This window comes from Pseudomonas sp. NPDC078700, assembly GCF_044542375.1.
Classification (GTDB): Bacteria; Pseudomonadota; Gammaproteobacteria; order Pseudomonadales; family Pseudomonadaceae; genus Aquipseudomonas.
Genome location: NZ_JBITUI010000001.1, coordinates 504068 through 530059, shown reverse-complemented (window position 1 = coordinate 530059; position 25992 = coordinate 504068). Strand labels below are relative to the sequence as shown.

At 55.0% G+C, this 25992-nt stretch carries 26 protein-coding genes; all 26 read left to right on the top strand.

Annotation, left to right across the window (positions count from 1 at the left end; all coding sequences use genetic code 11):
- Positions 1 to 313 precede the first annotated feature (313 nt).
- The 26 genes from ACIGCM_RS02520 (at position 314) to flhA (ending at position 25953) form a co-directional block, all read left to right on the top strand.
- Positions 314 to 1801: a flagellin gene (locus ACIGCM_RS02520; protein ID WP_397500446.1), complete on the top strand. Its 1488-nt coding sequence runs from the start codon at positions 314 to 316 to the stop codon at positions 1799 to 1801.
- A 78-nt stretch (positions 1802 to 1879) separates the two neighbouring features.
- A complete protein-coding gene (locus ACIGCM_RS02515; protein ID WP_397500445.1) occupies positions 1880 to 2254 on the top strand; it encodes a flagellar protein FlaG in 375 nt (124 codons plus the stop codon).
- 97 nt (positions 2255 to 2351) lie between these two features.
- Entirely contained in the window at positions 2352 to 3764 is a 1413-nt protein-coding gene (gene fliD, locus ACIGCM_RS02510; protein WP_397500444.1) for a flagellar filament capping protein FliD, read from the top strand.
- A 3-nt stretch (positions 3765 to 3767) separates the two neighbouring features.
- The gene (gene fliS / locus ACIGCM_RS02505; RefSeq protein ID WP_397500443.1) at positions 3768 to 4151 is read left to right on the top strand and encodes a flagellar export chaperone FliS; all 384 of its coding nucleotides are present in this window, start codon (positions 3768 to 3770) and stop codon (positions 4149 to 4151) included.
- 423 nt (positions 4152 to 4574) lie between these two features.
- Entirely contained in the window at positions 4575 to 4952 is a 378-nt protein-coding gene (gene fliS, locus ACIGCM_RS02500; protein WP_339485871.1) for a flagellar export chaperone FliS, read from the top strand.
- Between the two features lie 16 nt (positions 4953 to 4968).
- The gene (locus tag ACIGCM_RS02495; RefSeq protein ID WP_397500442.1) at positions 4969 to 5265 is read left to right on the top strand and encodes a flagellar protein FliT; all 297 of its coding nucleotides are present in this window, start codon (positions 4969 to 4971) and stop codon (positions 5263 to 5265) included.
- A 243-nt stretch (positions 5266 to 5508) separates the two neighbouring features.
- On the top strand, positions 5509 to 6981 hold the full coding sequence (locus ACIGCM_RS02490; RefSeq protein ID WP_397500441.1) for a sigma-54 dependent transcriptional regulator: 1473 nt from the start codon (positions 5509 to 5511) through the stop codon (positions 6979 to 6981).
- Positions 6982 to 7214: 233 nt separating this feature from the next.
- On the top strand, positions 7215 to 8390 hold the full coding sequence (locus ACIGCM_RS02485; protein WP_397501099.1) for a sensor histidine kinase: 1176 nt from the start codon (positions 7215 to 7217) through the stop codon (positions 8388 to 8390).
- Between the two features lie 5 nt (positions 8391 to 8395).
- Positions 8396 to 9811, top strand: a complete 1416-nt coding sequence (locus ACIGCM_RS02480) for a sigma-54-dependent transcriptional regulator (RefSeq protein WP_397500440.1) — start codon at positions 8396 to 8398, stop codon at positions 9809 to 9811.
- A gap of 268 nt (positions 9812 to 10079) precedes the next feature.
- Entirely contained in the window at positions 10080 to 10409 is a 330-nt protein-coding gene (gene fliE, locus ACIGCM_RS02475; protein ID WP_397500439.1) for a flagellar hook-basal body complex protein FliE, read from the top strand.
- Positions 10410 to 10425: 16 nt separating this feature from the next.
- Positions 10426 to 12222, top strand: coding sequence for a flagellar basal-body MS-ring/collar protein FliF (gene fliF / locus ACIGCM_RS02470; protein ID WP_397500438.1), 1797 nt, complete (start codon positions 10426 to 10428; stop codon positions 12220 to 12222).
- Positions 12215 to 13231, top strand: coding sequence for a flagellar motor switch protein FliG (fliG, locus tag ACIGCM_RS02465; protein ID WP_397500437.1), 1017 nt, complete (start codon positions 12215 to 12217; stop codon positions 13229 to 13231). Before fliF ends, fliG begins: the two co-directional genes overlap by 8 nt.
- A gap of 6 nt (positions 13232 to 13237) precedes the next feature.
- Positions 13238 to 14044, top strand: a complete 807-nt coding sequence (fliH, locus tag ACIGCM_RS02460) for a flagellar assembly protein FliH (RefSeq protein ID WP_397500436.1) — start codon at positions 13238 to 13240, stop codon at positions 14042 to 14044.
- Positions 14034 to 15401, top strand: a complete 1368-nt coding sequence (gene fliI, locus ACIGCM_RS02455) for a flagellar protein export ATPase FliI (protein WP_397500435.1) — start codon at positions 14034 to 14036, stop codon at positions 15399 to 15401. The genes fliH and fliI overlap by 11 nt, the downstream gene beginning before the upstream one ends.
- Entirely contained in the window at positions 15398 to 15847 is a 450-nt protein-coding gene (fliJ, locus tag ACIGCM_RS02450) for a flagellar export protein FliJ (protein ID WP_397500434.1), read from the top strand. Before fliI ends, fliJ begins: the two co-directional genes overlap by 4 nt.
- Before the next feature lie 106 nt (positions 15848 to 15953).
- Entirely contained in the window at positions 15954 to 16304 is a 351-nt protein-coding gene (locus ACIGCM_RS02445; protein WP_397500433.1) for an Hpt domain-containing protein, read from the top strand.
- 140 nt (positions 16305 to 16444) lie between these two features.
- Positions 16445 to 17731 (top strand): flagellar hook-length control protein FliK, encoded by a 1287-nt coding sequence (locus tag ACIGCM_RS02440; protein WP_397500432.1) that lies wholly within the window; start codon positions 16445 to 16447, stop codon positions 17729 to 17731.
- A gap of 278 nt (positions 17732 to 18009) precedes the next feature.
- A complete protein-coding gene (gene fliL / locus ACIGCM_RS02435; RefSeq protein ID WP_397500431.1) occupies positions 18010 to 18531 on the top strand; it encodes a flagellar basal body-associated protein FliL in 522 nt (173 codons plus the stop codon).
- Between the two features lie 13 nt (positions 18532 to 18544).
- Positions 18545 to 19516 carry a flagellar motor switch protein FliM gene (fliM, locus tag ACIGCM_RS02430; RefSeq protein WP_397500430.1) on the top strand — a complete coding sequence of 324 codons (972 nt, stop codon included), beginning with the start codon at positions 18545 to 18547 and terminating at the stop codon, positions 19514 to 19516.
- Positions 19517 to 19614: 98 nt separating this feature from the next.
- Positions 19615 to 20094: a flagellar motor switch protein FliN gene (fliN, locus tag ACIGCM_RS02425; RefSeq protein ID WP_397500429.1), complete on the top strand. Its 480-nt coding sequence runs from the start codon at positions 19615 to 19617 to the stop codon at positions 20092 to 20094.
- A gap of 1 nt (position 20095) precedes the next feature.
- Positions 20096 to 20524, top strand: coding sequence for a flagellar biosynthetic protein FliO (gene fliO, locus ACIGCM_RS02420; RefSeq protein ID WP_397500428.1), 429 nt, complete (start codon positions 20096 to 20098; stop codon positions 20522 to 20524).
- A 251-nt stretch (positions 20525 to 20775) separates the two neighbouring features.
- Positions 20776 to 21495, top strand: a complete 720-nt coding sequence (gene fliP, locus ACIGCM_RS02415) for a flagellar type III secretion system pore protein FliP (RefSeq protein ID WP_397500427.1) — start codon at positions 20776 to 20778, stop codon at positions 21493 to 21495.
- 2 nt (positions 21496 to 21497) lie between these two features.
- Positions 21498 to 21767 (top strand): flagellar biosynthesis protein FliQ, encoded by a 270-nt coding sequence (gene fliQ / locus ACIGCM_RS02410; RefSeq protein WP_397500426.1) that lies wholly within the window; start codon positions 21498 to 21500, stop codon positions 21765 to 21767.
- A 2-nt stretch (positions 21768 to 21769) separates the two neighbouring features.
- Positions 21770 to 22546 carry a flagellar biosynthetic protein FliR gene (fliR, locus tag ACIGCM_RS02405; protein WP_397500425.1) on the top strand — a complete coding sequence of 259 codons (777 nt, stop codon included), beginning with the start codon at positions 21770 to 21772 and terminating at the stop codon, positions 22544 to 22546.
- A 9-nt stretch (positions 22547 to 22555) separates the two neighbouring features.
- The gene (gene flhB, locus ACIGCM_RS02400; RefSeq protein ID WP_397500424.1) at positions 22556 to 23692 is read left to right on the top strand and encodes a flagellar biosynthesis protein FlhB; all 1137 of its coding nucleotides are present in this window, start codon (positions 22556 to 22558) and stop codon (positions 23690 to 23692) included.
- 131 nt (positions 23693 to 23823) lie between these two features.
- A complete protein-coding gene (flhA, locus tag ACIGCM_RS02395) occupies positions 23824 to 25953 on the top strand; it encodes a flagellar biosynthesis protein FlhA (RefSeq protein WP_397500423.1) in 2130 nt (709 codons plus the stop codon).
- Positions 25954 to 25992 lie beyond the last annotated feature (39 nt).

Genomic DNA, 25992 nt, shown 5'->3' with positions numbered 1-25992 from the left:
ACCCTACGACGGCCACCGTTCGCGGGGCTGCACATATTCAAGAATGTGCAACGCCACGGTGGACAAGCTTCGCTTGTCACACCCGGGATTGTCTGTGTTTTGTTTCTGATTTGATGGTTTTTATTTTCTTAACGTGTTGTTTTTTAAAGGTTAAATAAATAATCAGAAACGCCTTGAAAATAAATCTAAAGCTTGTGCCGGTAACGCCGATACAAATTACGAATGCGAAGTAACTGGGTGCCGGAGCAAGGCTCAAGCCCACAGCTCGCAACACCCAGATACCTAAGACACTAGCCCATTGGAGGCAAACACCATGGCCCTTACAGTCAATACTAACGTTGCTTCTCTGAACACTCAGCGCAACCTGAACTCGTCTTCCAATGCGCTCAGCACTTCCTTGCAGCGTCTGTCCACCGGTTCGCGTATCAACTCTGCAAAAGACGATGCCGCTGGCCTGCAAATCTCCAACCGTCTGGGTAGCCAGATCAGCGGTCTGGGCGTTGCAGTTCGTAACGCCAACGACGGCATCTCTTTGGCGCAAACCGCTGAAGGCGCTCTGCAACAGTCGACCAACATCCTGCAGCGTATGCGTGACCTGTCTCTGCAGGCCGCTAACGGCAGCAACGACTCCACCGACCGTTCTGCTCTGCAGAAAGAAGTGGGCGCACTGCAAAACGAACTGAACCGTATTTCTGAAACTACTACCTTCGGTGGCCGTAAGCTGCTGGACGGCTCGTTCGGTGCCACTGCTTTCCAAGTCGGCGCCAATGCTAACGAAACCATCAACGTTTCGATCGGCAACGCCAGCGCTAACAAAATTGGTGCCTATACTTCAGATAAAGCCGGTACTGCACTGGGTATCGCCAGCGCTGCTGCTGCTGATGCTAGCGGTGCACTGACCATTTCGGCAAACGGTAAGCAAGTTGATGTTGAAGCCTTCGTCGCGACTGATACAGCCTCAGTAGTTGCCAGCAAAATCAACGCTGCGGGTACTCCGGTCAAGGCATCAGCTCGTACTGACGCAGTGATCACTAAAACTGCAGCAGCTGAAGTGTTTGACCTGAAAATCGATGTGTCTAAAACTGACAGCTCAAGCGTTGACTCGACTATCGACCTGAAGGGTCTGACCTCCTTCGACCAGGTTGTTAGCGCTGTAAACTCCAGCGGTGCTGGCCTGCAGGCTAAAGTCAATGGCGACGGCACGCTTGAAATCAGCTCTGACAGTGGCGCAACCATCTCCTTCACAGGCGCGGCTTTCGAAGCTGACGGTACAACTGCTGCTGCCGCTGGTGACCTTACTCTGGCAACCCGCTCGGCTGAAGACACTGATGGTGATAACCTAGGTGACCTCTCTGCAACGGTAGACATCGGTGATCCTGCCGCTGCTGGGTTTGCCAACGGCGCACTTAAACTCAGCTCTTCGACTGCCTTCTCGCTGTCGGGTGCAGCAGCAGGCGCCATCACAGGTGAAACTGCCGGTTTGCTGTCTTCTGTGAGTGACGTTGATGTGAGCACTGCTTACGGCGCTCAGAACGCTATCGATGTGATTGACGCGGCGATTGCTTCTATCGACTCCCAGCGTTCGGACCTCGGTGCGGTGCAGAACCGTTTCGACAACACCATCAGCAACCTGCAGAGCATCTCGGAGAACGTATCGGCCGCTAAGGGCCGTATTCAGGACACCGACTACGCTGCTGAAACTGCTAACCTGAGCAAGAACCAAGTGCTGCAACAGGCTGGTACTGCGATTCTGGCCCAGGCTAACCAACTGCCACAGGCTGTTCTCAGCCTCCTGCAGTAATAGTTACAGGTTAGGCAAACATCGCGGGGGGAAGTGCTTTAGCGCTTCTCCCCGTCTTGCCATTCAGAGGATTTAACGATGGACGTAGCAACCAGCAATACGTTGTCGTTGGTAAATAGCGCCGCAAAAGCGCCTCTGCAAGCCACAGGCAATCGCCTAGATGCGGCGGTCAAGGTTGACCCCGTTGCGGTCAGTGAACAACAACTGGCTGAGCAAGAGTCTGAGTCTTCAACTCTAGTAGTTGAGCAGGCCGCTTCATCAATTCAGGGGTATATGCAGTCTATCCGCCGCGACCTGAATTTTGCAGTGGATGATTCTTCTGGCCGCGTTGTGGTCAAAGTTACGGATTCGGCTTCTGGGGATGTTATCCGCCAGATGCCATCTGAAGATGCACTCAAGCTTGCCGAAAGCCTTGAGGCAGTTCGCAGCTTGTTGTTCAAGGCTGAAGCATAAAGGCCGCGTCTCTACCGGATTGTGGGTAGGCGGCATGATTTTTGTAAGGGGTTGCCACTAGATAATTTAGCGTCAAACCCATGACGAGGTGGAGAACATGGTAGGTATATCAGGTCTTGGCAGTTCCGGTTTGGACATCGATGCCATCGTCACTGCGTTGGTGAATGCTGACTCAGCCCCGAAGACAGCCCAACTGTCGCGCCTTGAAACTGCCTCAACTGCCAAGTTCACTGCATTGGGCACACTCAAAGGCGCATTGAGTGAGTTCCAAACTGCGCTGGCCGGGCTTAACGACATCAAGTTGTTTGAGAACCGTACCGCCAGTTCATCCAATACCAGCTCGGTAACAGCAACCGCTACTAAGGATGCTCTGCCAGGTAGCTATGCAGTTGTGGTCAAAAATCTGGCTACCTCCAGCAAGGTGGCCAGCGCTACCGTCCCTAGCTCATTTGACAGCGGCGCTAGCGAGGAGACCCTATCGATTCAACTCGGCAGTGCTGGCGCGGTAACTAACGTCAAAATTGCTGCAGGATCTGATCTTGCCAGCACTCGCGACCAGTTAAACGCAGCGCTTAAAGAGCAGGGCATCAGCGCTAACATCGTTAACAACCCGAGCACAGGTGAGTCCAGGCTCGTATTTAGCTCAACGACCACAGGTGCCGGTAACGATATTATTGTCAGCGGCACCGGAGAGTTAGCCAAGCTAAATGCTGATGGTACAAAGGCATTAGTGAGTTCCGATGCAACAAGTGCCGGTTCTATTACTCAGGCAGCTGACGCCGAATTCAGCATTGACGGGCTGGTTCTCCACAGTAAAACCAACACGGTTACTGATGCGATTCCTGAGGTCACGCTGTCCCTGGCAGCCGTTACCGAAACAGGTAAGACTGCGACGGTTAAGGTCGGCCAAGACACCGCAGGTGTCAGCGCTAACATCAAGAAATTTGTTGAGGCTTACAACACACTTATTACCACCAGTAATGAGCTGACTCGTGTCGTCAGCGTGGGTGAGGGTAAGGAGCCTGTGGTAGGCGGTTTGGTCGGTGATGCCACCGTGCGCAACTTGCTGAGTTCGGTTCGCAACGAGCTGGTTAATCCGGCTAACCAAACGGGTATACGCACACTTGCCGACATGGGAATAACGACCCAAAAAGATGGCACCTTGGCGGTGGATGACGACAAGTTAAAAACTGCACTGAATGACAATTTTGATTCAGTAGGCACCTTCTTTACCGGTGATACCGGCTTAACCAGTCGGCTCGATAGCAAAGTTGATGGCTTTATTAAGAGTGGTGGCGTCCTTGAGCAGCGCATGGACGGCTTGCAATCGACCTTGACTGATATCGATAAGCAAAAAGAAGATCTCAACCGCCGCATTGAGTCACTGCAAACACGTTTGTACAAACAATTCAACGCCATGGAGTCCTTGGTCAGCCAGCTCAGCCAGACCAGCGACCGCCTGACCCAGTCGCTTGAAGCGCTTCCAGGCTTCGTTAAAAAGGACAAGTAAGGCATGAGCCAACAACCCATTGATATGTACAAACAGGTTTCGGTCAGCCAGGAGGTTAGCCAATACCGTGCTGTGCAGATGTTGCTTGACGGTGCCATTGCCCGTTTGCGTCTGGCCCGCAAAGCTCAGGCGGATAACCAGCCTGGTCTGCGTGGCGAGGCGGTCAGCGGCACGCTCAGTATCATTGGTGCCTTGCAGGGCAGTCTGGATATGGAGTTGGGCGGTGAGTTGGCGCAAAACCTCGATTCGCTTTACGACTACATGACCCGCCGCCTCGCAGGTGTCGCGCTGGATAAAACCCCGCGCTCCCTCGACGAAGTTGAAGCGCTGCTGGGCGAGATCAAATCCGCCTGGGACGCAATCGCACCTGAGGTTGAAACCCTTTAGCTGTGTCGGCGCAAATGGTGGCTGAAAAAAGCGTCAACCACCCTACGTAAAGCCAACGCGACAGGGGTTTTGTAGGGTGTGGCAACGCGAAGCTTGCCCACCATGGATCAGGCACGGCAAGGCTTAAGAGTACCTTCGGTGCTTGAGGTTTGGGCAATAAATGGTGGCTGAAAAAAGCGTCAACCACCCTACGTGAAGCCAACGCGGCAGGGGTTTTGTAGGCTGTGGCAACGCGAAGCTTGCCCACTATGGATCAGGCAGCAACGTATTCAGAAATGAGCAGGTAGTCTGGATATTCTGGGGCGTGAGTGGCAGATGAAAAGCCTTATCTGCCCTGGGATTTTAACGCTATTTTTTGTTAAAGCTTCTCGCATCTACGCCGATAGCTAAGTATCAGGCATAGATATATAAGCGAGAGCGACAATGTACGCGATGGCAGCGATGAAACAGTACCAAGCCGTTAACACCCAGGCGCAGGCTGTTGATGCAAGCCCACATCGGTTGATTCAAATGCTGATGGAAGGCGGCTTGACCCGTATTGCTCAGGCGCGTGGCGCTATGGAACGTGGTCAGGTGGCACTCAAAGGCGAGTTGATCGGTAAGGCCATTGGTATTGTAGGCGGCTTGCGCGACGGTTTGGATTTGCAGCAAGGTGGTGAACTGGCGGCAAACCTCGACAGTCTGTATGAGTACATGTCGGCACGCTTGTTTGAGGCCAACGTTAAGAACCAAGCTGAGCCGCTTGAAGAAGTTGCCGGCCTGTTGCGTAATATTAAATCCGGTTGGGACGCGATCGGCTAAGGATGTGGAGTAGGTTATGAATTCATCAGTACAGCGTCTACAAGACACCGGCAGTGCACTGCGTAGCGCCTTGGCCACTCAGGATTGGGCAGCCATTGGCAGCTTGGATCTACAATGCCGTGAGGCCGTAGATGAGGCGATGCTGGATGTTGTCGGTGATGAAGAAACCCTGCGTACGCGGATGACTGAACTGCTCGATTTGTACCGTGAATTGGTCAGCGTTTGCCAGTCAGAGCAAAAGCGTCTTGCCGGTGAATTAGTACAGCTCAACCAGTCCCACAGTGGGGCCAAGGTTTATCAGCTGTTTGGCTGATGTTATCGCGCTACTTTGCACCCGCCTTGGCACTCGCTCAAGGCGTCTATCTCAGCATCTCCCTTCGATTGTGTGATCCCCTCGAATGTTTGAGCGTCAATATTGGCGTTGGTCGGACAAGGTAAAAAAACACGCCATAAAATTGACATCTGCCGAGTTAATTGATTTAACTTACATGGCTATATGCTGGCGGTTCAGATAGTGGGCCAGCCGATTTTTCACTCCCGGACACGAAGTAAAACTATGTGGCGTGAAACTAAAATTCTGTTGATTGATGACAATATCGAGCGTCGCCGTGATCTGACGGTGATTTTAAATTTTTTAGGTGAAGAGCATTTGGCGTGTGACAGCGCTTCATGGAAAGCCACAGTTGCTGACCTTGAATCCAGTCGCGCAGTGCTGTGCGTGATGCTTGGAGATGTTCAGCGCAGCGGGGAGCTGCTTGAACAAGTAAAGCAGTTGGTGAGCTGGGATGAATTTTTGCCGGTACTGCTGATTGACGAGCATGCACCTGGTGACTGGCCTGAAGATAATCGCCGCAGTGTGCTGGCGAGCCTTGAGATGCCACCTAGCTACAACAAGCTGCTGGATTCGCTGCACCGTGCTCAGGTCTACCGTGAGATGTACGACCAGGCCCGTGCCCGCGGCCGTCAGCGTGAGACCAATTTATTCCGCAGCCTGGTCGGTACCAGTCGCGCTATTCAGCAAGTGCGACAGATGATGCAGCAAGTGGCTGATACCGAAGCCAGCGTGCTGATCTTGGGGGAGTCCGGCACTGGCAAGGAAGTAGTTGCCCGTAACCTGCATTACCACTCCAAGCGCCGTGAAGGGCCCTTTGTTCCGGTTAACTGCGGTGCGATTCCGGCAGAGCTGCTCGAAAGTGAGCTGTTTGGCCATGAGAAGGGGGCCTTTACCGGCGCTATTACCAGTCGTGCCGGGCGTTTTGAGTTGGCCAACGGCGGCACCCTGTTTCTTGATGAAATTGGTGATATGCCGCTGCCAATGCAGGTCAAGTTGTTGCGGGTGCTGCAGGAGCGGACATTCGAGCGCGTTGGTAGCAACAAAACCCAAACGGCCGACGTGCGTATCATTGCCGCGACTCACAAAGACCTGGAAAAGATGATCGAAGTGGGCGCATTCCGTGAGGACTTGTATTACCGCTTGAACGTGTTTCCCATCGAGATGGCACCGCTGCGTGAGCGCATCGAAGATATTCCGCTGCTGATGAATGAATTGATCTCGCGTATGGAGCACGAAAAGCGCGGCTCGATTCGTTTTAACTCAGCGGCAATCATGTCGTTGTGCCGCCATGATTGGGCGGGTAATGTGCGTGAACTGGCCAATCTGGTCGAGCGCATGGCGATCATGCATCCCTATGGCGTCATTGGTGTGGGTGAGTTGCCGAAGAAGTTTCGTCACGTTGATGATGAAGATGAGCATTTGCATGAAACCCTGCTCGACGAGTTTGAAGAGCGCGCGGCGATCTTTGCCGGTCTACCGGGCCCGGAAACCGCTCCGCAGCTTCCCCCTGAAGGCATCGACCTGAAGGATTATTTGGGCAACCTCGAACAAGGTTTGATTCAACAGGCCTTGGATGAGTCCAACGGTGTTGTTGCGCGCGCGGCTGAGCGTCTACGAATTCGGCGGACAACCCTGGTCGAGAAAATGCGCAAATACAATATGAGCCGGCGTGATGATGAAGGCATGGACGACTGATTCAAGTCCGTGCCTTGAGCGATTGCTGAGTCATTCGCTTGGCGCAACACCATGAAATAAGGTCGAAGGTTTGACACTGCCTTCGGCCTTATTTTTTATCTTATTGATTTATAAAGATATTTTTTTAGGCACGGGTATTGCTAACACTCATGCAACTGACTGTCTTATGACGGCGCGCTGTGTGAGATCAATGAATGACTAGCCCTGCCAAAATTGCTGAAAACACCCAACAGATGCCCACCGAGCCAGCTGAGCAAGCAGGCCGTGCGAGTTTGGAGCAGGCATTTGAGATGTTTAATCAGATGTCCAATCAGCTCAGCGAGTCTTACAGCTTGCTGGAGTCGCGGGTTACTGAGCTTAAAGGGCAGTTGGCGCTGGTCAGTGCGCAACGCATGCAGGAGTTGGCAGAAAAAGAACGTCTGGCCTTGCGCTTGCAGAGCCTGCTCGACCTGCTGCCTGGTGGCGTCATCGTCATCGACGGCCAGGGCGTGGTGCGTGAGGCTAACCCGGTGGCACGTAACCTCTTGGGTAAACCGCTGGCCGGTATGCTGTGGCGTGAAGTCATTGCCCGCAGCTTTGCCCCCCGTGAAGACGATGGCCATGAAGTCTCGCTCAAAGATGGCCGTCGCCTCGCCATTGCCACCCGTTCATTACAGGGTGAGCCCGGTCAGTTGGTGTTGCTCACTGACCTGACGGAAACCCGCCGCCTGCAAGATCAGCTGTCGCGTCACGAGCGACTGTCGGCACTGGGGCGGATGGTCGCCTCCTTGGCTCACCAGATTCGCACACCGCTCTCTGCGGCCCTGCTGTATGCCAGCCATCTCACCGAGCAAGTGTTGCCTGCGGAGCAGCAGCAGCGATTTGCCGGGCGTTTGAAAGAGCGCCTGCATGAGCTTGAACATCAAGTTCGTGACATGTTGATTTTTGCCCGCGGCGACTTGCCGCTGCCAGATCGCATCAGCCCCAAAGAATTATTCAATGCCTTGCGCGCTGCGGGTGAAACCCATGTGCAGGGCATGCAGGTGCGCTGGCAGTGCGACAGTTACAGCGGCGAACTGCTGTGTAATCGAGACACTTTGGTCGGCACTGCGCTGAATCTGGTTGAGAACGCCATTCAAGCGTCCGGGCGCGAGGCACGTTTGAAAATTCATCTGTACAGCCGCGCCAATACGTTGCGGTTGTGCATCAGTGATGACGGTCCGGGTATCGATGCCGTGACGTTGGCGCGCTTGGGAGAGCCGTTCTTCACCACTAAAACCACGGGCACCGGGTTGGGGCTTGCGGTGGTCAAGGCAGTGGCTAAAGCCCATCAGGGCGAGTTGAAGTTGCAGTCCAAGCCGGGGCGCGGTACTAGCGCGTTGTTGATTTTGCCGTTGATAGGCGCGGCATCCATGATCGTTCAGGAGTAGCCAGCATGGCAGCAAAAATTTTACTGGTCGAAGATGACCGCGCGCTGCGTGAGGCACTGGCCGACACCTTGAGTATTGGTGGCCATGACTACCTTGCGGTGGATTGTGCCGAGGCCGCGCTGCAGGTGCTGGAGCGGCAGGCCTTTGGTTTGGTTGTTACTGACGTCAACATGCCGGGGATGGATGGTCATCAACTACTGGCGGCTATTCGTCAGCGTTTGCCACAAATGCCGGTGTTGCTGATGACTGCCTTTGGCGCAGTTGAGCGAGCGGTTGATGCGATGCGTCAAGGCGCCGCCGATTACCTGGTTAAACCCTTTGAGCCAAAAGCCTTGCTGGCCTTGGTTGATCGTCACGCCCGTGGGGTCGTCGCAAGTGATGACCAACAAGGCCCTATTGCCGTTGAGCCTGTTAGCGTGCAGTTGCTTGACCTTGCGGCACGCGTTGCCCGCAGCGACTCAACGGTCTTGATCACCGGGGAGTCAGGTACTGGCAAGGAAGTGTTGGCGCGCTACATCCATGAGCAGTCGCCGCGTGCGAACAAACCGTTTATTGCCATCAACTGTGCAGCGATTCCTGACAATATGCTCGAAGCCACCTTGTTCGGCCACGAGAAGGGTTCGTTCACCGGTGCCGTGACCAGTGCGCCCGGCAAGTTTGAGTTGGCCAATGGCGGCACTATCTTGCTTGATGAAATTTCCGAGATGCCGCTAGCGCTTCAAGCAAAACTGTTGCGTGTGCTGCAAGAGCGTGAAGTTGAGCGGGTAGGTGGGCGTAAACCCATTGAGTTGGATATTCGCGTGCTGGCCACCAGTAACCGCAACATGGCAGATGATGTGGCGCAGGGGCGCTTCCGGGAGGATTTGTACTACCGGCTTTCGGTGTTCCCACTGGCGTGGATGCCATTGCGCGAGCGCCCTGCGGACATCGTGCCTTTGGCTGAGCGACTGCTGGCCAAGCATGTTAAAAAAATGAATCACGCGCCGGTGCGATTTTCTCCGCAGGCGCAAGCCAGTTTGTTGGCACACACATGGCCGGGCAACGTCCGCGAGTTGGATAACGCCGTGCAGCGCGCCTTGATTTTGCAACAGGGCGGCATGGTTGAGCCGCAGGATCTGTGTCTGGCCGCTCCTGTGGGCGCCAGCTCTTTGGCGCAGGTTGCAATACCGGCTTCGCCTGTCAGTCTGGCTGCGCCTGTGGAGGTGCTGGTCGAAGAGGTGAGCACGCAAGAATCCGGTGCCTTGGGTGAAGACCTTCGTCGGCGCGAGTTTCAGGTCATTATCGATACCTTGCGCACCGAGCGTGGTCGTCGAAAAGAGGCGGCTGAGCGCTTGGGCATTAGCCCGCGGACTTTGCGTTACAAGCTGGCGCAAATGCGTGATGCGGGTATGGATGTTGAGGCGTACCTCTACGCCAGTTAAGTGACGTTTCAGCCTCGCGATAGATCCTGTGGGGCAGGGTGGTCGGCGCGAAGCTTGGCCGCCATGCATTTGTAAATGCGTGAAGATATGTTGCGGCCAATGGTGGATGAAAAAAGCGTCATTCACCCTACGGAACGGCAACTAGGCACGCGTAAGCACGCAATCTCATCAGAATAATGTCCCTTCTTGGCCTAACTGGCACCCTTGTTGCAAATACCTGGTCATAGCGCCGCGAAGTGTCAAAAAGAAAGCGGCCAGTGGAGGAAGTATGAGCCAAGGCATTGAATTTAATCGACTGATGTTGGAAATGCGCTCCATGCAGGCGGATGCCATGGCGCGCCCAAAACCTGTGTCTGCGACGCCTGAATCGGGTGCTCCGAGCTTTTCTGAAATGCTCGGCCAAGCCGTTGGCAAGGTCAATGAAACCCAGCAGGCATCCAACCAGTTGGCGACAGCTTTTGAGATGGGCAAAGGTGGCGTTGACCTGACCGACGTGATGATCGCGTCGCAAAAGGCCAGCGTTTCGTTCCAAGCGATGACCCAGGTGCGTAACAAGCTGGTTCAGGCTTACCAAGACATCATGCAGATGCCGGTTTAAAGGCGGAAATTGACACATGGCTGACGCTCTCTCGGCAAATATGCCCGCTACCACTGGCAGCTCTGGCGACTCTAAGAAGCCGCTGTTCGGTCTGACATTTCTGGAAAACCTTTCCGAAATGACCATGCTGCGTCAGGTTGGCCTTATGGTCGGCTTGGCCGCGAGCGTGGCGATTGGTTTTGCCGTGGTGCTGTGGTCGCAACAGCCTGACTATCGTCCGTTGTACGGCAGTCTTGATGGTATGGATGCGTCGCAGGTGATGGAAACCTTGTCGGCTGCTGACATTGCCTACACCGTTGAGCCAAACTCAGGTGCCTTGCTGGTCAAGTCCGAAGACATGGCGCGTGCGCGTATGCGCTTGGCCGCTGCGGGTGTTGCGCCGAGCGACAAAACCATGGGCTTTGAGATTCTTGACCAGGAACAAGGTCTGGGCACTAGCCAGTTTATGGAAGCGACGCGCTATCGCCGTGGCCTTGAAGGCGAGTTGGCGCGCACAGTCTCCAGCCTCAATAACGTCAAAGCTGCACGTGTGCATCTGGCCATTCCGAAAAGCTCGGTGTTCGTGCGCGACGACCGCAAGCCGAGTGCTTCGGTGTTGGTCGAGTTGTATCCAGGGCGTGGCCTTGAGCCAAGTCAGGTGATGGCGATCGTCAATTTGGTGGCAACCAGCGTTCCTGAGCTGGATAAATCGCACGTTACCGTGGTCGATCAAAAGGGCAATCTGCTCAGTGATCAGCAAGAGAACTCGGCATTGACCATGGCTGGCAAGCAGTTCGACTACAGCCGCCGCCTTGAAAGCCTGATGACTCAGCGCGTACACAATATTTTGCAGCCGGTTTTGGGCTCCGGCCGCTATAAGGCTGAAGTGTCCGCAGATGTTGATTTCAGCGCCGTTGAGTCGACGTCTGAAATGTTTAACCCTGATCAACCGGCACTGCGCAGCGAACAGAAAACCGATGAGCAGCGCAGCAGCAGCTTACCGCCACAAGGTGTGCCAGGTGCGCTGAGCAATCAACCGCCGACGCCTACCAATGCGCCGCAGCAAGCCAATGCGCCTGCCGCTGCTGGTCCTGCAGGCCCGGTCGCTGCTGGTCAGCCATTGCTCGACGCCAATGGTCAGCAAGTCATGGACCCGGTGACCGGTCAGCCTATGTTGGCACCGTTCCCGGCTGATAAACGTGAGCAAGCGACTCGCAACTATGAACTGGATCGTTCAATCAGCCATACCAAGCAGCAGCAAGGTCGCTTGCGTCGGTTATCTGTCGCGGTGGTGGTGGATGATCAACTCAAAGTTGACCCGGCCACCGGCGAAACCACGCAAGTGCCATGGACCAGTGATGAACTGGCGCGCTTTACCCGGCTGGTGCAAGACTCGGTAGGCTTTGACGCCAGCCGGGGTGACAGCGTTAGCGTCATTAATACGCCGTTTACAGCGGTCACCGGCGAGGAAGTTGCAGATATTCCGTTCTACACCCAGCCATGGTTCTGGGATACGGTTAAGCAAGTCTTGGGTGTGCTGTTTATTCTGGTGCTGGTATTCGGTGTGCTGCGCCCGGTGTTAAACAACATTACAGGCGGTGGCAAGAGCCGTGAAATGTCGGTGGCGGGTGGCCCTGATGGCGATGTAGAGTTGGGCGACATGGCCGGTGGTTTAGCGGCTGACCGGGTCAGCCTCGGCGGCCCGCAAAGTATCCTGTTGCCAAGCCCTAGCGAAGGCTATGACGCCCAGCTCAATGCAATTAAAAGTCTGGTTGCCGAAGATCCGGGCCGGGTTGCTCAAGTAGTTAAAGAGTGGATCAACGACGATGAGTGAAGGTCGCGCGAACGCCAAGTTGGATAAGGTTGAGAAGGCCGCAATTCTGCTGCTGTCCTTGGGTGAAACCGATGCGGCGCAAGTGTTGCGTCACCTCGGGCCAAAGGAAGTACAGAAAGTCGGCGTGGCCATGGCTGGCATGCGCAATATCAACCGTGACCAGGTCGAATTGGTCATGGGTGAGTTTGTCGAAATCGTTGGCGATCAAACCAGCTTGGGTGTGGGCGCAGATGGTTATATCCGCAAAATGCTCACTCAGGCCCTTGGTGAAGATAAAGCCGGCAATCTGATCGACCGGATTCTGCTTGGCGGCAGCACCAGTGGTCTCGACAGTTTGAAGTGGATGGAACCGCGCGCGGTTGCTGACGTGATCCGTTACGAACACCCACAGATTCAAGCCATTGTGGTGGCGTATCTCGATCCAGACCAAGCCGGTGAAGTGCTTAGTCACTTCGATCATAAAGTGCGCCTGGATATCGTGTTGCGGGTGTCTTCACTGAACACTGTGCAGCCAGCTGCCCTTAAAGAATTGAACTTGATTCTGGAGAAGCAATTTTCCGGCAATGCCAACACCAGTCGCGCCAGCCTGGGTGGTATCAAGCGTGCGGCAGATATCATGAACTTCCTCGACAGCTCCGTTGAAGGTCAGTTGATGGATTCTATCCGTGAAGTCGACGAAGATTTGTCTTCGCAAATCGAAGACCTGATGTTTGTCTTTGATAACCTGGCTGATGTTGATGACCGTGGCATTCAGGCGCTGTTGCGTGAGGTGTCTTCTGATGTGCTGGTGCTGGCGCTCAAAGGCGCTGATGAAGCAATCAAGGAGAAGGTTTTCAAGAACATGTCCAAGCGAGCGGCCGAGTTGTTGCGTGACGACCTCGAAGCCAAAGGGCCTGTGCGCGTCAGCGATGTTGAAACGGCGCAGAAAGAAATTCTCACCATCGCCCGCCGTATGGCCGAAGCCGGGGAAATCGTCCTTGGTGGCAAGGGCGGCGAAGAAATGGTCTAAGCCAAAATGGCTAAAGAAGCACAAAGCGAGCTTATTCGTGCCGGGGACATCAATGCACTTGATGTGTGGTCGCTGCCGAGTTTTGACGCGCTGGTAGAACCCCTCAAGCGCGATGCAGTGGCCGAGCAGCCAACAGACAATGAACCTGTGGCGTCTGCACAACCACCGGCAGACAGCGAAGATGTAGCGCTTGAAGACGTCAAGCCATTGACCTTGGATGAACTGGAAGCTATTCGCCAGGAAGCCTATAACGAAGGCCTGTTAACCGGCGAGCGTGACGGTTATCACGCCGGTCAACTCAAGGCCAAGCAAGAAGCTGACGCAGCGCTAGCGACCAAGCTTGAAGGGCTAGAGCGGGTCATGAGCCAGTTGTTTGAGCCCATTGCCGAGCAGGATCAGCAGATTGAAGCGGCCATGATCGATTTGGTCAGCCGTATCACCCGTGAAGTGATTCAACGCGAGCTTGATCGCGATTCGAGCCAGATTCGTCAAGTTCTGCGCGAGGCATTAAAACTATTGCCTATTGGCGATGACACTGTGCGTATTCATCTAAACCCGCAAGATTACGACATCATCAAAACCCTGCGTGACCGTCATGAGGAAACCTGGCGGATTCTCGAAGATGAAGCCTTGTTGCCCGGCGGTTGCCGGGTCGAGTGTGCCAACAGCCGGATTGATGCGACCGTTGAAACGCGCATATCACAATCCCTCAAGCAGTTGTTCGAGCAGCAGCGCGAACAGGCGGTGCATCCCCTTGAAGCGGATATAAATATCGCACTTGACGCCACGGATAAGCCTGCCAGTGAAGCTTGAACGCGTCAGTTTTGCCAAGCGTCTGAGCGGCTACAGCGAGGCGATTGAGCTGCCAGCTTCGCCCGTGGTCGAAGGGCGTTTGCTGCGTGTTGTCGGTTTAACCCTTGAGGCCGAAGGCCTGCGCGCCTCGTTGGGCAGCCGCTGCATGGTGATCAACGAGGGCAGCTATCATCCGCTGCAAGTTGAAGCCGAGGTCATGGGCTTTGCCAATGGCAAGATCTTCCTGATGCCGGTGGGCAGTTTGGCCGGGATTGCGCCGGGCGCGCGCGTTGTACCTTTACCCGATACCGGCCGTCTGCCCATGGGCATGTCGATGCTCGGTCGAGTGCTTGATGGCACTGGCGCTGCACTTGATGGCAAGGGGCGGATGAAGGCTGAGGACTGGGTGCCGATGGATGGCCCGCAAATTAACCCGATGAAGCGCCACCCGATTGACCAGCCGCTGGATGTAGGCATTCGCTCGATCAATGGTCTGCTAACTGTAGGGCGCGGTCAGCGTTTGGGCCTGTTTGCCGGTACAGGCGTGGGTAAGAGTGTGCTGTTAGGCATGATGACGCGCTTTACCGAGGCTGAAATTATTGTGGTCGGGCTGATCGGTGAGCGGGGGCGTGAGGTTAAGGAATTCATCGAGGAGATCCTCGGTGAAGAAGGTATCAAGCGCTCAGTGGTGGTGGCCTCGCCCGCAGATGATGCACCACTGATGCGGTTGCGCGCCGCCACCTATTGCACGCGAATTGCCGAGTACTTTCGTGATCAAGGCAAGAATGTGCTGTTGCTTATGGATTCACTGACCCGCTTCGCTCAAGCCCAGCGTGAAATTGCCCTGGCCATCGGTGAGCCGCCTGCCACCAAAGGTTATCCGCCATCCGTATTCGCCAAATTGCCAAAGCTGGTTGAGCGCGCGGGTAATGCCGAGGAGGGCGGGGGTTCTATCACGGCCTTTTATACGGTGTTGAGCGAGGGGGATGACCAGCAGGACCCAATTGCGGATGCGGCCCGGGGGGTGCTCGACGGGCACATTGTGCTGAGCCGGCGCTTGGCTGAAGAAGGTCACTATCCTGCGATTGATATCGAAGCCTCGATCAGCCGGGTAATGCCACAAGTGGTCACCCGCGAGCATCAACAGCAGGCGCAGCGGTTCAAACAGCTGTGGTCGCGCTACCAACAAAGTCGTGACTTGATCAGTGTCGGAGCCTATGTTCCCGGTGGCGATGCTGACACCGATTTGGCTATCGCCAAGCGCCCACAAATGATGGCCTTTTTGCGCCAGGCACTCGATGAGAGTGTCAGCCTGCAAAACAGTGTCGGGCAGCTTGCAGCGACATTGAATTCGCCCACTAATAATGCCCAAGCATGAGTAAAGGTCGCGCTCGGCAATTGGCTCCGGTGGTCGAGATGGCCGAGCGCGCTGAGCGTGAAGCCGCTGTGCAGTTGGGGCGCGCACAGGCGCAGCAGGGCCAGGCTGAAGTCAAGCTGGGCGAGTTGGAGCGCTACCGCGCAGATTACCAGCAGCAATGGATGAGCGAAGGCCAGCGCGGAGTTTCCGGGCAATGGTTGATTAACTATCAGCGCTTTCTTTCGCAGTTGGAAACCGCCATCGCTCAGCAGCAACAGAGCCTTGATTGGCATCGCAGCAACGTCGATAAAATTCGTCAAGTGTGGCAGCAGCGCTACGCCCGTCTGGAGGGGTTGCGCAAGCTGATCCAGCGCTATCAGGATGAAGCGCGCCAGCTTGAGGATAAGCGCGAGCAGAAAATGCTTGATGAGTTATCGCAGCGCTTGGCTGGCCGCGAGCGTTTTTAAATTGCCGCTGGGCCGAAATCCATAAAAAAGCATTTGGTCTTCTGCTAAGGCGACGTTAGTGTGTGCCCAGCTTTTTCTGGTATTTGCGGGTCAGGGAGTGTCGCGCGTGTTAGCACATGTTGATAAGGCAGTGATTGCAGGATTAAAAGACGTTATGGGCAACGAGTACCCAGTTTTGCTCGAAGCCTACCTGGCAGACTCTGAACAGCGCTTAGGCTTGGCCGAGAAAGCTGTTGTTGAACATGATATGCCTCAATTGTTGCTGGCCATCCACAGTTTCAAAGGCAGTTGCGGCAACATCGGGGCGCTTGAGCTTTCACGCTTATGCCTCGAGTTAGAAGGCGCTGTTGATACGCAAAACCAGCCCATGGTCGACAGCTTATTTGCTCAGATCAAAACCGAAATGGAAGCGGTCAAAGCAATTTTCCTGTCTGAAATCCAAGGCTATAGAGCCTGACCCGGACGGAGAGTTACCCCCAGTACACCCGCGTTGCAAGGCCAATGCAGCGCTTTAAGTCTGTTCTCAAATGACCCTTGCCTGACTTGGCCTGGCTCTTGCTATCTCCCAGTACGAACCAATCCGTATGGAGAGTGCCGATGTCCGGTGCAGCTGACTTACTGCTCAAACCAGCAGTTGATTTAAAGCCTAAGGTTGCGGCGGCCAAGCCCCAAGTAAAACCGGCTGAGCCCCGTGGCCGTGAGGCTTCTAGCTTTGCTGAGGTCTACGCCAATGAGCGTCAGGCCAAGCCTGCTGAGCGGACTAACAGCTCGGCAAAGGCGGCTAATGAGCACAAAGCCAAGGCTGATGATGAGGCTGGTACACAGGCTTCTGGTGATACTCAGGCGCAAACTGTTGCCGATAGCGGCAATTCCTTGCCGACTGACGCGGCGGCGAATCAGGGCGAGGGCGAGGGTCAGGACGCGCAAGCGGATACGCCACCCACAACCGAAGACAGTGATGAGCTGTTTGGCTTGCAGTTAAATGCTGAGCAACTTGCAAGCATGAATAACGCCATCGCCAATTTCAAAAGTTCCGGCCCGGCGAGTATGACGGATGCCAGCTTTGATGCTGATCTGGATGCCATGAATCAATTGCCGGCGGTGCGTATGGCGCTGGATATTGGCAAGGCGCAAGCCGCCGCAAATGCTGAGCAGAAATCCCCGGGTGCGACTGCTGCGCAAGCAGCGCTCAACCCTGATCAGAGTTTTGCCAGCGCTATGACTGCAATGGGCTCCAAGCTGCAGTCGACTGAGAAGAGTCTGGCGGGCGAATTTAACCTGAGTGATCTGTCTGCTGATGCATTAGATAGCCTCACGGAGAGCTCTGCTGACACGCCGCCAGAGAACTTTGTCAGCAAGCTCAGTTCGTTGAGTCAGGCAATCACTCAACAAACGGCGCTAACCCCAAAAATCCCTGTGGTGGGCACTCCGATTGCCATGCAGCAGGGCGGTTGGACTGAAGCGGTCGTGGATCGGGTCATGTACCTGTCGAGCCAGAACCTGAAGTCTGCGGAGATTCAGCTCGATCCCGCTGAGCTGGGGCGCTTGGATGTACGTATACACATGAATCAGGACCAGACGCAGATTTCCTTTGCCAGTGCCAATGCGGCAGTGCGCGATAGCCTTGAAGGGCAAATGCATCGGTTGCGTGAGATGTTCACCCAGCAGGGCATTAACCTTCAGGATGTTACCGTCTCCGATCAAAGTCGTGGCTGGCAAGGGCAAGGACAGAATCAACAACAGGCGGGTAGTGACAGCGGCCGTGGTGGCGCATCGGGTTCAGGACTTGGCAGCGGCCATGACGAAGAATTGTCGATTAACAGCGTCGAACAGCGCGCCACAGCCTATGGGGCGCCACGCAGTATGGTCGATTATTACGCGTAAACAGCCTGTTGCTGGCGCACAAGGGTGGTCAACGCGCAGCTTGGCCACCGGGTGTTCGATGGTCGTCGAGATTTGTGGCATTAAAAGGGTGGTCCATACGGGCGTCGACCACGTCAATCACGCCAAAACGGGTTATTCTCCTGATCTTTCGCCCGGCGTTGCAAAGCGTCGGGCGCTGTTGTTTTGGGTTGGGTAAAACCCAATAAGCTAAGCTGGCATAACACTTGCTCGTTCAGGCTTAATTAGCAGCTAACCTGAATATGTGACGGATTATTGGCATGGCGAAGAAAGATAAGCCGCAAGACCCAGCAGCGGATGGTAAGTCGAGCGGTAAATTAAAGATCATTATTCTGGCCGTTGTCGCGTTGTTGCTGGTGGTGAGTTTGACCATTGCTGGTACTTGGTTTTTCCTAAGTAAGCAGGAAGACAAACCAGAGGCCGCTGCTGAGACCAAGCAAGAGGATGCTGCGCCCGTCAAGCAGGCGGCCATTTATGAAGAGCTGACGCCTGCATTTGTGGTCAACTTCACCCAGAACGGTCGCGCCCGCTATATGCAGGTCAGCGTTGCATTGATGTCTCGTGATCAAGCTTCACTGGATGCCCTCAAGGTTCACATGCCGGTGCTGCGTAACCGTTTGGTTATGTTGTTCTCAGGCCAGGATTTCAATAATTTAGTGACCCCGGTCGGCAAAGAAATGTTGCGCCAGCAGGCGACTGCCAGCGTGCAGGAATTGGCGCAGAAAGAAGTCGGCAAGACGGTGGTCGAACAAGTGTTATTTACCAACCTCGTGTTGCAGTAGTCGGGAGCCATAGATGGCCGTGCAAGACCTGCTTTCCCAAGACGAAATTGATGCCTTGCTCCATGGCGTCGATGACGGCGTGGTCGAAACTGAAGACGCTGGGGTTCCAGGTAGCGTCAAACAATATGACCTGACAAGCCAGGATCGGATTGTCCGTGGGCGTATGCCGACGTTGGAGATGATCAACGAACGGTTTGCCCGCTATACCCGCATCAGCATGTTTAACCTGTTACGTCGTTCGGCGGATGTTTCAGTGGGTGGCGTGCAGGTGATGAAGTTTGGCGAGTATGTGCATTCGCTGTATGTACCGACCAGTCTCAACTTGGTGAAGATGAAGCCGTTACGCGGCACGAGCTTGTTTATCCTCGACGCTAAACTGGTGTTCAAGCTGGTTGATAACTTTTTTGGCGGTGATGGTAGGCATGCCAAGATTGAAGGTCGAGAGTTCACCCCCACGGAATTGCGCGTGGTCCGCATGGTGCTTGATCAAGCCTTTGTCGACCTTAAAGAAGCGTGGCACGCGGTTATGGATATCCAGTTCGATTACGTCAACTCCGAGGTTAACCCGGCATTGGCTAATATCGTCAGTCCAAGTGAAGTGGTGGTGGTTTCGACCTTTCACATTGAGCTCGACGGTGGTGGCGGCGATCTGCACATAACCATGCCTTACTCCATGATCGAGCCGATCCGGGAAATGCTTGATGCTGGCTTCCAATCCGATGTGGGTGATCATGATGAGCGCTGGATCAATGCGCTGCGTGAGGACGTGCTGGATGTTCGTGTGCCGTTATCCGCGACGGTTGCACGGCGGCAATTAAAACTGCGGGACATCCTGCATATGCAGCCCGGTGATGTGATACCGGTCGAGTTGCCAGACGAAGTCATCATGCGCGCCAGTGGCGTGCCTTCATTCAAGGTCAAACTGGGTGCACATAAGGGCAATCTGGCGCTGCAAGTGCTAGACCCGGTTAACCGTGGCCGCTAGCGACGGTTTAAGACATAACCGCTAGAGGTGTCCGGCGCCTGCCGGCACCAAGGCTTACAGAAACGCATTTACTGTTTTACGCCATCCGAGGAAAGATCATGGCAGATGAAAATGAAGCAAGTTCACCCGAAGAGCAGGCATTGGCTGACGAGTGGGCTGCTGCGCTGTCCGAATCGGGCGATGCCAACCAGGATGACATTGATGCCATGCTTGCCGGCGTAGGCGATGCAGCCGGCAGCTCGGCACCTGCAGCGTCACGGGCGGAGATGGAAGAGTTTGGCGGCGTGCCGAAAAGCAATTTGCCGGTCAACCTTGATGGCCCCAATCTTGATGTGATTCTGGATATCCCAGTGTCGATATCGATGGAAGTGGGGAATACCGACATCACCATCCGTAACCTGCTACAGCTCAATCAAGGCTCGGTTATCGAGTTGGATCGTCTGGCGGGTGAGCCGCTGGATGTACTGGTCAATGGCACCTTGATCGCCCATGGCGAAGTGGTCGTGGTCAACGAAAAGTTCGGTATCCGTCTCACTGATGTGATCAGCCCGAGCGAACGCATCAAGAAGCTGCGCTGACATGAAAAGCCTTGGCCTGTTGCTTGCCTTGCCGTTAACCGTGTTGGCCGCTGAGCCTGCTGCCAAGGCGGTCACGCCAATGGCCAGCAGCGGTATTACCGGGCAATTAATCCAGCTGTTGTTTGGGTTGTTGCTGGTGATTGGCTTGATCTTTTTCCTGGCTTGGCTGATGCGTCGCGTGCAGCAGATTAGCCCGCGCGGTGGTCAGGCAATCAAAATTGTCTCCAGTCAGGCATTGGGCACACGTGACCGTCTGGTGCTGGTGCAAGTGGGTGGCGAGCAGGTTTTGCTGGGCCTGACTCCTGGGCGAATTACGCCCTTGCACGTGCTCAAAGACCCCGTAGACAGCAGTGAAAGTAAGCCTGCACCTACCGAGTTTTCCCAGCGGCTGATGGAGTTGCTGGGTAAAGACAATAAGGACAAGAGTTGATGAGCGCGAAGGACTCTCTGAAAAAGGTAGCGAGCGCCGAGAGCACAAGGCGAAACGATGCGAAAAAGCGCAGTTTAGTTGCTCTAAATGAGCATTTGATTCGCTTTGCTCACCCCTTCGGTGCCGTACTAAAGTACGTTCAGCCTAAAGGCTGTGAGCGGTTTTTCAACGCAGTACGGACTGCCCCAGTAATCTCTAGCGCAGTAGTTTTTCAGAGATTCACTAAGCGCCTGCTGTTGCTTGGCGTGTTTATGCTGGCGGCGCCAATGGCGCTGGGTGCGGATGATCCGTTGTCGATTTCGGCAATCACACTAAGCACCAATGCCCAAGGGCAGCAGGAGTATTCGGTCAGTCTGCAAATCTTGCTGATCATGACCGCGCTGAGTTTTATCCCAGCGTTTCTGATGTTGATGACCAGCTTCACCCGGATCATCATCGTCTTTTCGATTCTGCGTCAGGCCCTTGGCTTGCAGCAGACACCCTCGAATCAGATATTGGTCGGGCTGGCGTTGTTTTTGACAATGTTCATCATGGCACCGGTGTTCGATCAGATAAACAAGGACGCGTTGCAGCCCTATCTCAACGAGCAGTTACCGGCGCAGGAGGCTATTCTCAAAGCCGAGGGGCCAATCAAGAACTTTATGCTCGCGCAAACCCGCGAAAGTGATCTTGAGTTGTTTATGCGCCTGTCCAAGCGCACTGATATTGCCAGCCCGGATCAAGCGCCTTTAACCATCCTGGTGCCAGCGTTTGTAACCTCTGAGCTGAAAACTGCATTTCAGATTGGCTTTATGATCTTCATCCCGTTCTTGATTATCGACCTGGTGGTCTCGAGTATCTTGATGGCGATGGGGATGATGATGCTCTCACCACTGATTATCTCGCTGCCGTTCAAGATCATGTTGTTTGTCTTGATTGATGGCTGGGCGTTGATCATGGGTACGCTCGCCGCCAGTTTTGGAGGGATATAAGCATGACGCCTGAGGTTGCAGTCGATCTATTTCGCGAAGCGCTGTGGCTAACCGCAGTCATTGTCGCAACCATCGTTGTGCCGAGTTTGCTGGTGGGTTTGCTGGTTGCAATGTTCCAGGCGGCCACACAGATCAACGAACAAACCCTGAGCTTCTTGCCGCGTTTGATGGTGATTTTCCTCACGCTGATTATCGCTGGCCCCTGGCTGGTTCGAGAGCTGATGGATTACACGCGCACCCTGATCATGAATATTCCCTCGCTCATTGGCTGACCATGCTTGAGTTGACCGATGCGCAAATTGGGGCTTGGGTGGGCAGTTATCTACTGCCGCTGTTTCGTATCGCCGCGTTACTGATGACCATGCCGGTATTTGGGACCAAACTGGTTCCTGTAAGGGTGCGTTTATACCTGTCGCTGGCGATCTGTCTGGTGCTGCTGCCAACCTTGCCAGCAATGCCGCAAGTCGATGCGCTAAGCCTGCAAACCTTGATCCTGATCACCCAGGAAGTGCTGATTGGGGTGATGCTGGGGTTTGTCTTGCAGCTTTTTTTCCATGCCTTTGTCATTGCCGGGCAAATCGTTTCGATGCAAATGGGCTTGGGCTTTGCCTCCATGGTCGACCCCACCAACGGTATTTCGGTGCCCGTGATTGGTCAGTTTTTTACCATGCTGGTGACCCTGCTGTTTCTGGCCATGAATGGGCACTTGGTGGTCTTTGAGGTCCTGTCGGAAAGCTTTGTCACCCTGCCGGTGGGGGGTGGTTTTCTGACAAACCAGTATTGGGATATCGCCACCAAGCTCGGCTGGGTATTTGGCGCAGCGCTCATTCTGGTTCTGCCCGCGATCACCGCCTTGCTGGTGATTAACCTGGCTTTCGGAGTCATGACCCGCGCGTCGCCGCAGTTCAATATCTTCACCATTGGCTTTCCGCTCACAGTAGTGCTGGGCTTGGTGATTATCTGGATCGGCCTGGCCGATATTCTGGCGCAGTATCAGGACTTCGCCCGCGAAGCCTTGTTGTTCCTGCGCGAAATGGCACAGGCGAGGTGAGGTCGAACCATGGCTGAATCTGAAAGCGGTGCCGACAAAAGCGAGGAACCCACGGAGAAACGCCTGCGTGAGTCCCGTGAAAAAGGGCAGATAGCGCGCTCGCGTGAACTCAATACCCTGGCAATCATGCTTGCCGGAACAGGCGGATTACTGGCCACTGGAGGCTCGTTGGGCAATGCCATGCTTAACGTGATGCGTGGCAGTTTTTCCCTGCCCCGTGAAGTGATTCTCGATGAGCGCAACATGGGTATCTGGCTGATGGCGGCGGGGCAGATCGCGTTTGAGGCGCTGGTGCCGTTATTTATGGCACTGTTGATTGCTTCAATCGTGGGGCCAATTGCCTTGGGTGGCTGGTTGTTCTCGGCGCAGGCGATGGCGCCCAAACTGAGTCGGATGAACCCGGCGGCGGGGCTAAAACGGATGTTCTCGACCAAGGCGTTGGTCGAGTTGGTGAAAGCGCTGGCCAAGTTTTCGGTCATCTTGATTATTGCCTTGGTGGTGCTCTCAGCAGACCGCGATGCATTGTTGGCTATCTCCCATGAGCCCCTTGAAAACGCCATCATGCATGCTTCACAGCTAGTGGGCTGGAGCGCGCTATGGATAGCCTGTGGCTTGATCCTGATTGCGGCGGTGGATGTACCGTTCCAGATCTGGGACAACAAGCAAAAACTGATGATGACCAAGCAAGAAGTGCGCGACGAGTACAAGGACAGCGAGGGCAAACCGGAAGTTAAACAGCGTATTCGTCAGTTGCAGCGCGAAATGACTGAGCGCCGCATGATGCAGGCAGTACCCCAGGCAGACGTGGTCATCACCAACCCGACGCATTTTGCCGTGGCGCTGAAATACGACCCGACTAAAGGCAATGCACCCGTGATGCTGGCGAAGGGGGGCGACTTCACTGCGTTGAAAATTCGCGAGATCGCCCAGGAGCATGATGTGATGCTGCTGGAGTCACCGGCGCTTGCGCGTGCGGTGTTCTACTCAACAGAAATCGATCAGGAAATCCCCGCTGGCTTGTACCTCGCCGTGGCTCAGGTGCTGGCCTACGTCTACCAGTTGCGGCAATACCAAGCCGGTAAAGCCAAGCGCCCTGATACGCTCAGAGATCTACCTATCCCGCCTGATTTACGCCGTGACGAGTAACGCTGCCTGCGAGACGTTTTTTAGTCGATTTCAGTGAATTTTCAGTTGCAGGGCAAAGTTGGACGGGATCTTGCAAAACCCCAGTGAAAGACGCCTGGGCGTCAAAAGATTGAACCACCTGGGGTAAAGATGTGGCGGTAGATCACTCACAAATTATCGGCAACGTGCGCAGTAATCTGTCGGGGTTGCGTCAGGGCAACCTGGGCATCCCGTTATTGCTCTTGGTCATGCTTGGCATGGTCATGTTGCCGATCCCGCCGTTTCTTCTCGACGTGCTGTTTACCTTCAGCATCGCCTTGTCGATTGTGGTGTTGCTGGTCAGTATCTACGCCTTGCGGCCGCTGGACTTCGCTGTATTCCCAACCATCTTGCTGGCGGCAACATTGCTGCGTCTGGCGCTTAACGTCGCGTCAACGCGGGTGGTATTGCTTCATGGTCACGATGGCCACGCGGCCGCAGGGCAGGTGATTCAAGCCTTTGGTGAAGTGGTGATCGGCGGCAACTACGTAGTGGGTATCGTGGTCTTCGCGATCCTGATGATTATCAACTTCGTGGTGGTGACCAAGGGTGCTGGGCGCATCTCGGAAGTCAGCGCGCGTTTTACCCTCGACGCCATGCCCGGCAAGCAAATGGCAATCGACGCCGACCTCAATGCCGGTTTGATTGAACAGGCTGAGGCCAAGAAACGTCGTTCCGAAGTGTCACAGGAAGCAGACTTCTACGGCTCGATGGACGGTGCCAGTAAGTTCGTTCGTGGTGACGCGATTGCTGGTTTGCTGATTCTGTTTATCAACCTGATTGGCGGTGTCGCCATCGGTATTTTCCAGCACGACCTGAGCTTTGCCGACTCGGGCAAGGTGTACACCCTGCTGACCATCGGTGACGGTCTGGTTGCCCAGATTCCATCGTTGCTGCTGTCGACGGCGGCAGCAATCATGGTGACCCGGGTGTCCAGCTCAGAAGACATGGGCGCGCAGGTTAACCGCCAGATGTTCGCTTCACCGCGAGCGCTGGCAGTGGCTGCCGCCATCATGATCGCGATGGGGTTGGTGCCGGGCATGCCGCACTTCTCCTTTATCAGTCTGGGTTTGGTGGCAGCCAGTGCGGCGTACTGGATCGCCAACAAGCAACGCAAGACCAAAGAAGATGAAGTCAAAGAGGTTCAGCGCCAGCAAGAACAGCTGCCTGCTCAACGCGCTCAAGACGTCAAGGAGCTGGGTTGGGATGACGTAACCCCCGTGGATATGGTTGGCCTGGAGGTTGGTTACCGGCTGATCCCGCTGGTTGATCGCAATCAAGGGGGGCAACTGCTCGCGCGGATCAAAGGTGTACGCAAAAAACTCTCCCAGGAGATGGGCTTTTTGATGCCTTCGGTGCATATCCGCGACAATCTCGACCTGCAGCCAAATGCCTATCGCTTGACCTTGATGGGCGTGAGCGTGGCTGAAGCTGAAGTTTATCCGGACCGTGAGCTAGCGATTAACCCAGGGCAAGTATTTGGCACCCTCAATGGGGTGGCCGCCAAAGATCCGGCGTTTGGTCTGGAGGCGGTGTGGATTGAAGTCAATCAGCGTGATCAGGCTCAATCGCTGGGTTACACCGTAGTCGACGCCAGCACCGTGGTAGCAACCCACCTCAATCAGGTGTTGCACAAGCATGCTCACGAGCTGCTGGGCCACGAAGAAGTCCAGCAACTTATGCAGTTGCTGGCCAAAAGCTCGCCAAAGCTGGCTGAAGAGCTGGTGCCGGGGTTGGTTTCGCTGTCGACCCTGCTCAAGGTGCTGCAAGCCTTGCTGCAAGAACAAGTGCCAGTGCGGGATATTCGTACCATCGCCGAAGCCATCGCCAATGTGGCGCCAAAGAGTCAAGATCCCGCCGCGATGGTGGCTGCAGTACGGGTTTCTTTATCTCGCGCAATCGTGCAAAGCATTGTGGGACTAGAGCCGGAGCTGCCTGTGATCACCTTGGAACCAAGGTTGGAACAGATATTGCTAAATAGCGTACAGAAGGCCGGTCAAGGTTCTGAAGAAGGCATTCTTTTAGAGCCGGGTATGGCAGAGAAGCTGCAACGGTCTTTGATTGATGCAGCGCAGCGCCAAGAAATGCTCGGTAAACCGGTGATTCTGCTGGTGGCGGGCCCGGTCAGGGCGATGCTCTCGCGGTTTGCACGAATGGCGGTAGCCAATGCCTATGTGTTGGCCTACCAGGAAATACCCGATAACAAGCAGGTCACCATCGTAGCGACGGTGGGTCAGAATTAAGTGGTGCTGAGTCGCACAGATGTAGTCCAGCCACCGCAA

Coding starts and splice junctions, on each gene's coding strand:
- fliS (WP_397500443.1), top strand. CDS start 3,768: ATGAGCCAACAACCCATTGATATGTACAAACAGGTTTCGGTCAGCCAG.
- ACIGCM_RS02485 (WP_397501099.1), top strand. CDS start 7,215: ATGCCCACCGAGCCAGCTGAGCAAGCAGGCCGTGCGAGTTTGGAGCAG.
- fliG (WP_397500437.1), top strand. CDS start 12,215: ATGAGTGAAGGTCGCGCGAACGCCAAGTTGGATAAGGTTGAGAAGGCC.
- fliN (WP_397500429.1), top strand. CDS start 19,615: ATGGCAGATGAAAATGAAGCAAGTTCACCCGAAGAGCAGGCATTGGCT.
- flhB (WP_397500424.1), top strand. CDS start 22,556: ATGGCTGAATCTGAAAGCGGTGCCGACAAAAGCGAGGAACCCACGGAG.
- fliE (WP_397500439.1), top strand. CDS start 10,080: ATGAGCCAAGGCATTGAATTTAATCGACTGATGTTGGAAATGCGCTCC.
- ACIGCM_RS02515 (WP_397500445.1), top strand. CDS start 1,880: ATGGACGTAGCAACCAGCAATACGTTGTCGTTGGTAAATAGCGCCGCA.
- fliR (WP_397500425.1), top strand. CDS start 21,770: ATGCTTGAGTTGACCGATGCGCAAATTGGGGCTTGGGTGGGCAGTTAT.
- fliH (WP_397500436.1), top strand. CDS start 13,238: ATGGCTAAAGAAGCACAAAGCGAGCTTATTCGTGCCGGGGACATCAAT.
- ACIGCM_RS02520 (WP_397500446.1), top strand. CDS start 314: ATGGCCCTTACAGTCAATACTAACGTTGCTTCTCTGAACACTCAGCGC.
- fliJ (WP_397500434.1), top strand. CDS start 15,398: ATGAGTAAAGGTCGCGCTCGGCAATTGGCTCCGGTGGTCGAGATGGCC.
- ACIGCM_RS02480 (WP_397500440.1), top strand. CDS start 8,396: ATGGCAGCAAAAATTTTACTGGTCGAAGATGACCGCGCGCTGCGTGAG.
- fliQ (WP_397500426.1), top strand. CDS start 21,498: ATGACGCCTGAGGTTGCAGTCGATCTATTTCGCGAAGCGCTGTGGCTA.
- fliO (WP_397500428.1), top strand. CDS start 20,096: ATGAAAAGCCTTGGCCTGTTGCTTGCCTTGCCGTTAACCGTGTTGGCC.
- fliP (WP_397500427.1), top strand. CDS start 20,776: ATGCTGGCGGCGCCAATGGCGCTGGGTGCGGATGATCCGTTGTCGATT.
- fliD (WP_397500444.1), top strand. CDS start 2,352: ATGGTAGGTATATCAGGTCTTGGCAGTTCCGGTTTGGACATCGATGCC.
- ACIGCM_RS02490 (WP_397500441.1), top strand. CDS start 5,509: ATGTGGCGTGAAACTAAAATTCTGTTGATTGATGACAATATCGAGCGT.
- fliS (WP_339485871.1), top strand. CDS start 4,575: ATGTACGCGATGGCAGCGATGAAACAGTACCAAGCCGTTAACACCCAG.
- fliM (WP_397500430.1), top strand. CDS start 18,545: ATGGCCGTGCAAGACCTGCTTTCCCAAGACGAAATTGATGCCTTGCTC.
- ACIGCM_RS02495 (WP_397500442.1), top strand. CDS start 4,969: ATGAATTCATCAGTACAGCGTCTACAAGACACCGGCAGTGCACTGCGT.
- fliL (WP_397500431.1), top strand. CDS start 18,010: ATGGCGAAGAAAGATAAGCCGCAAGACCCAGCAGCGGATGGTAAGTCG.
- ACIGCM_RS02440 (WP_397500432.1), top strand. CDS start 16,445: ATGTCCGGTGCAGCTGACTTACTGCTCAAACCAGCAGTTGATTTAAAG.
- fliF (WP_397500438.1), top strand. CDS start 10,426: ATGGCTGACGCTCTCTCGGCAAATATGCCCGCTACCACTGGCAGCTCT.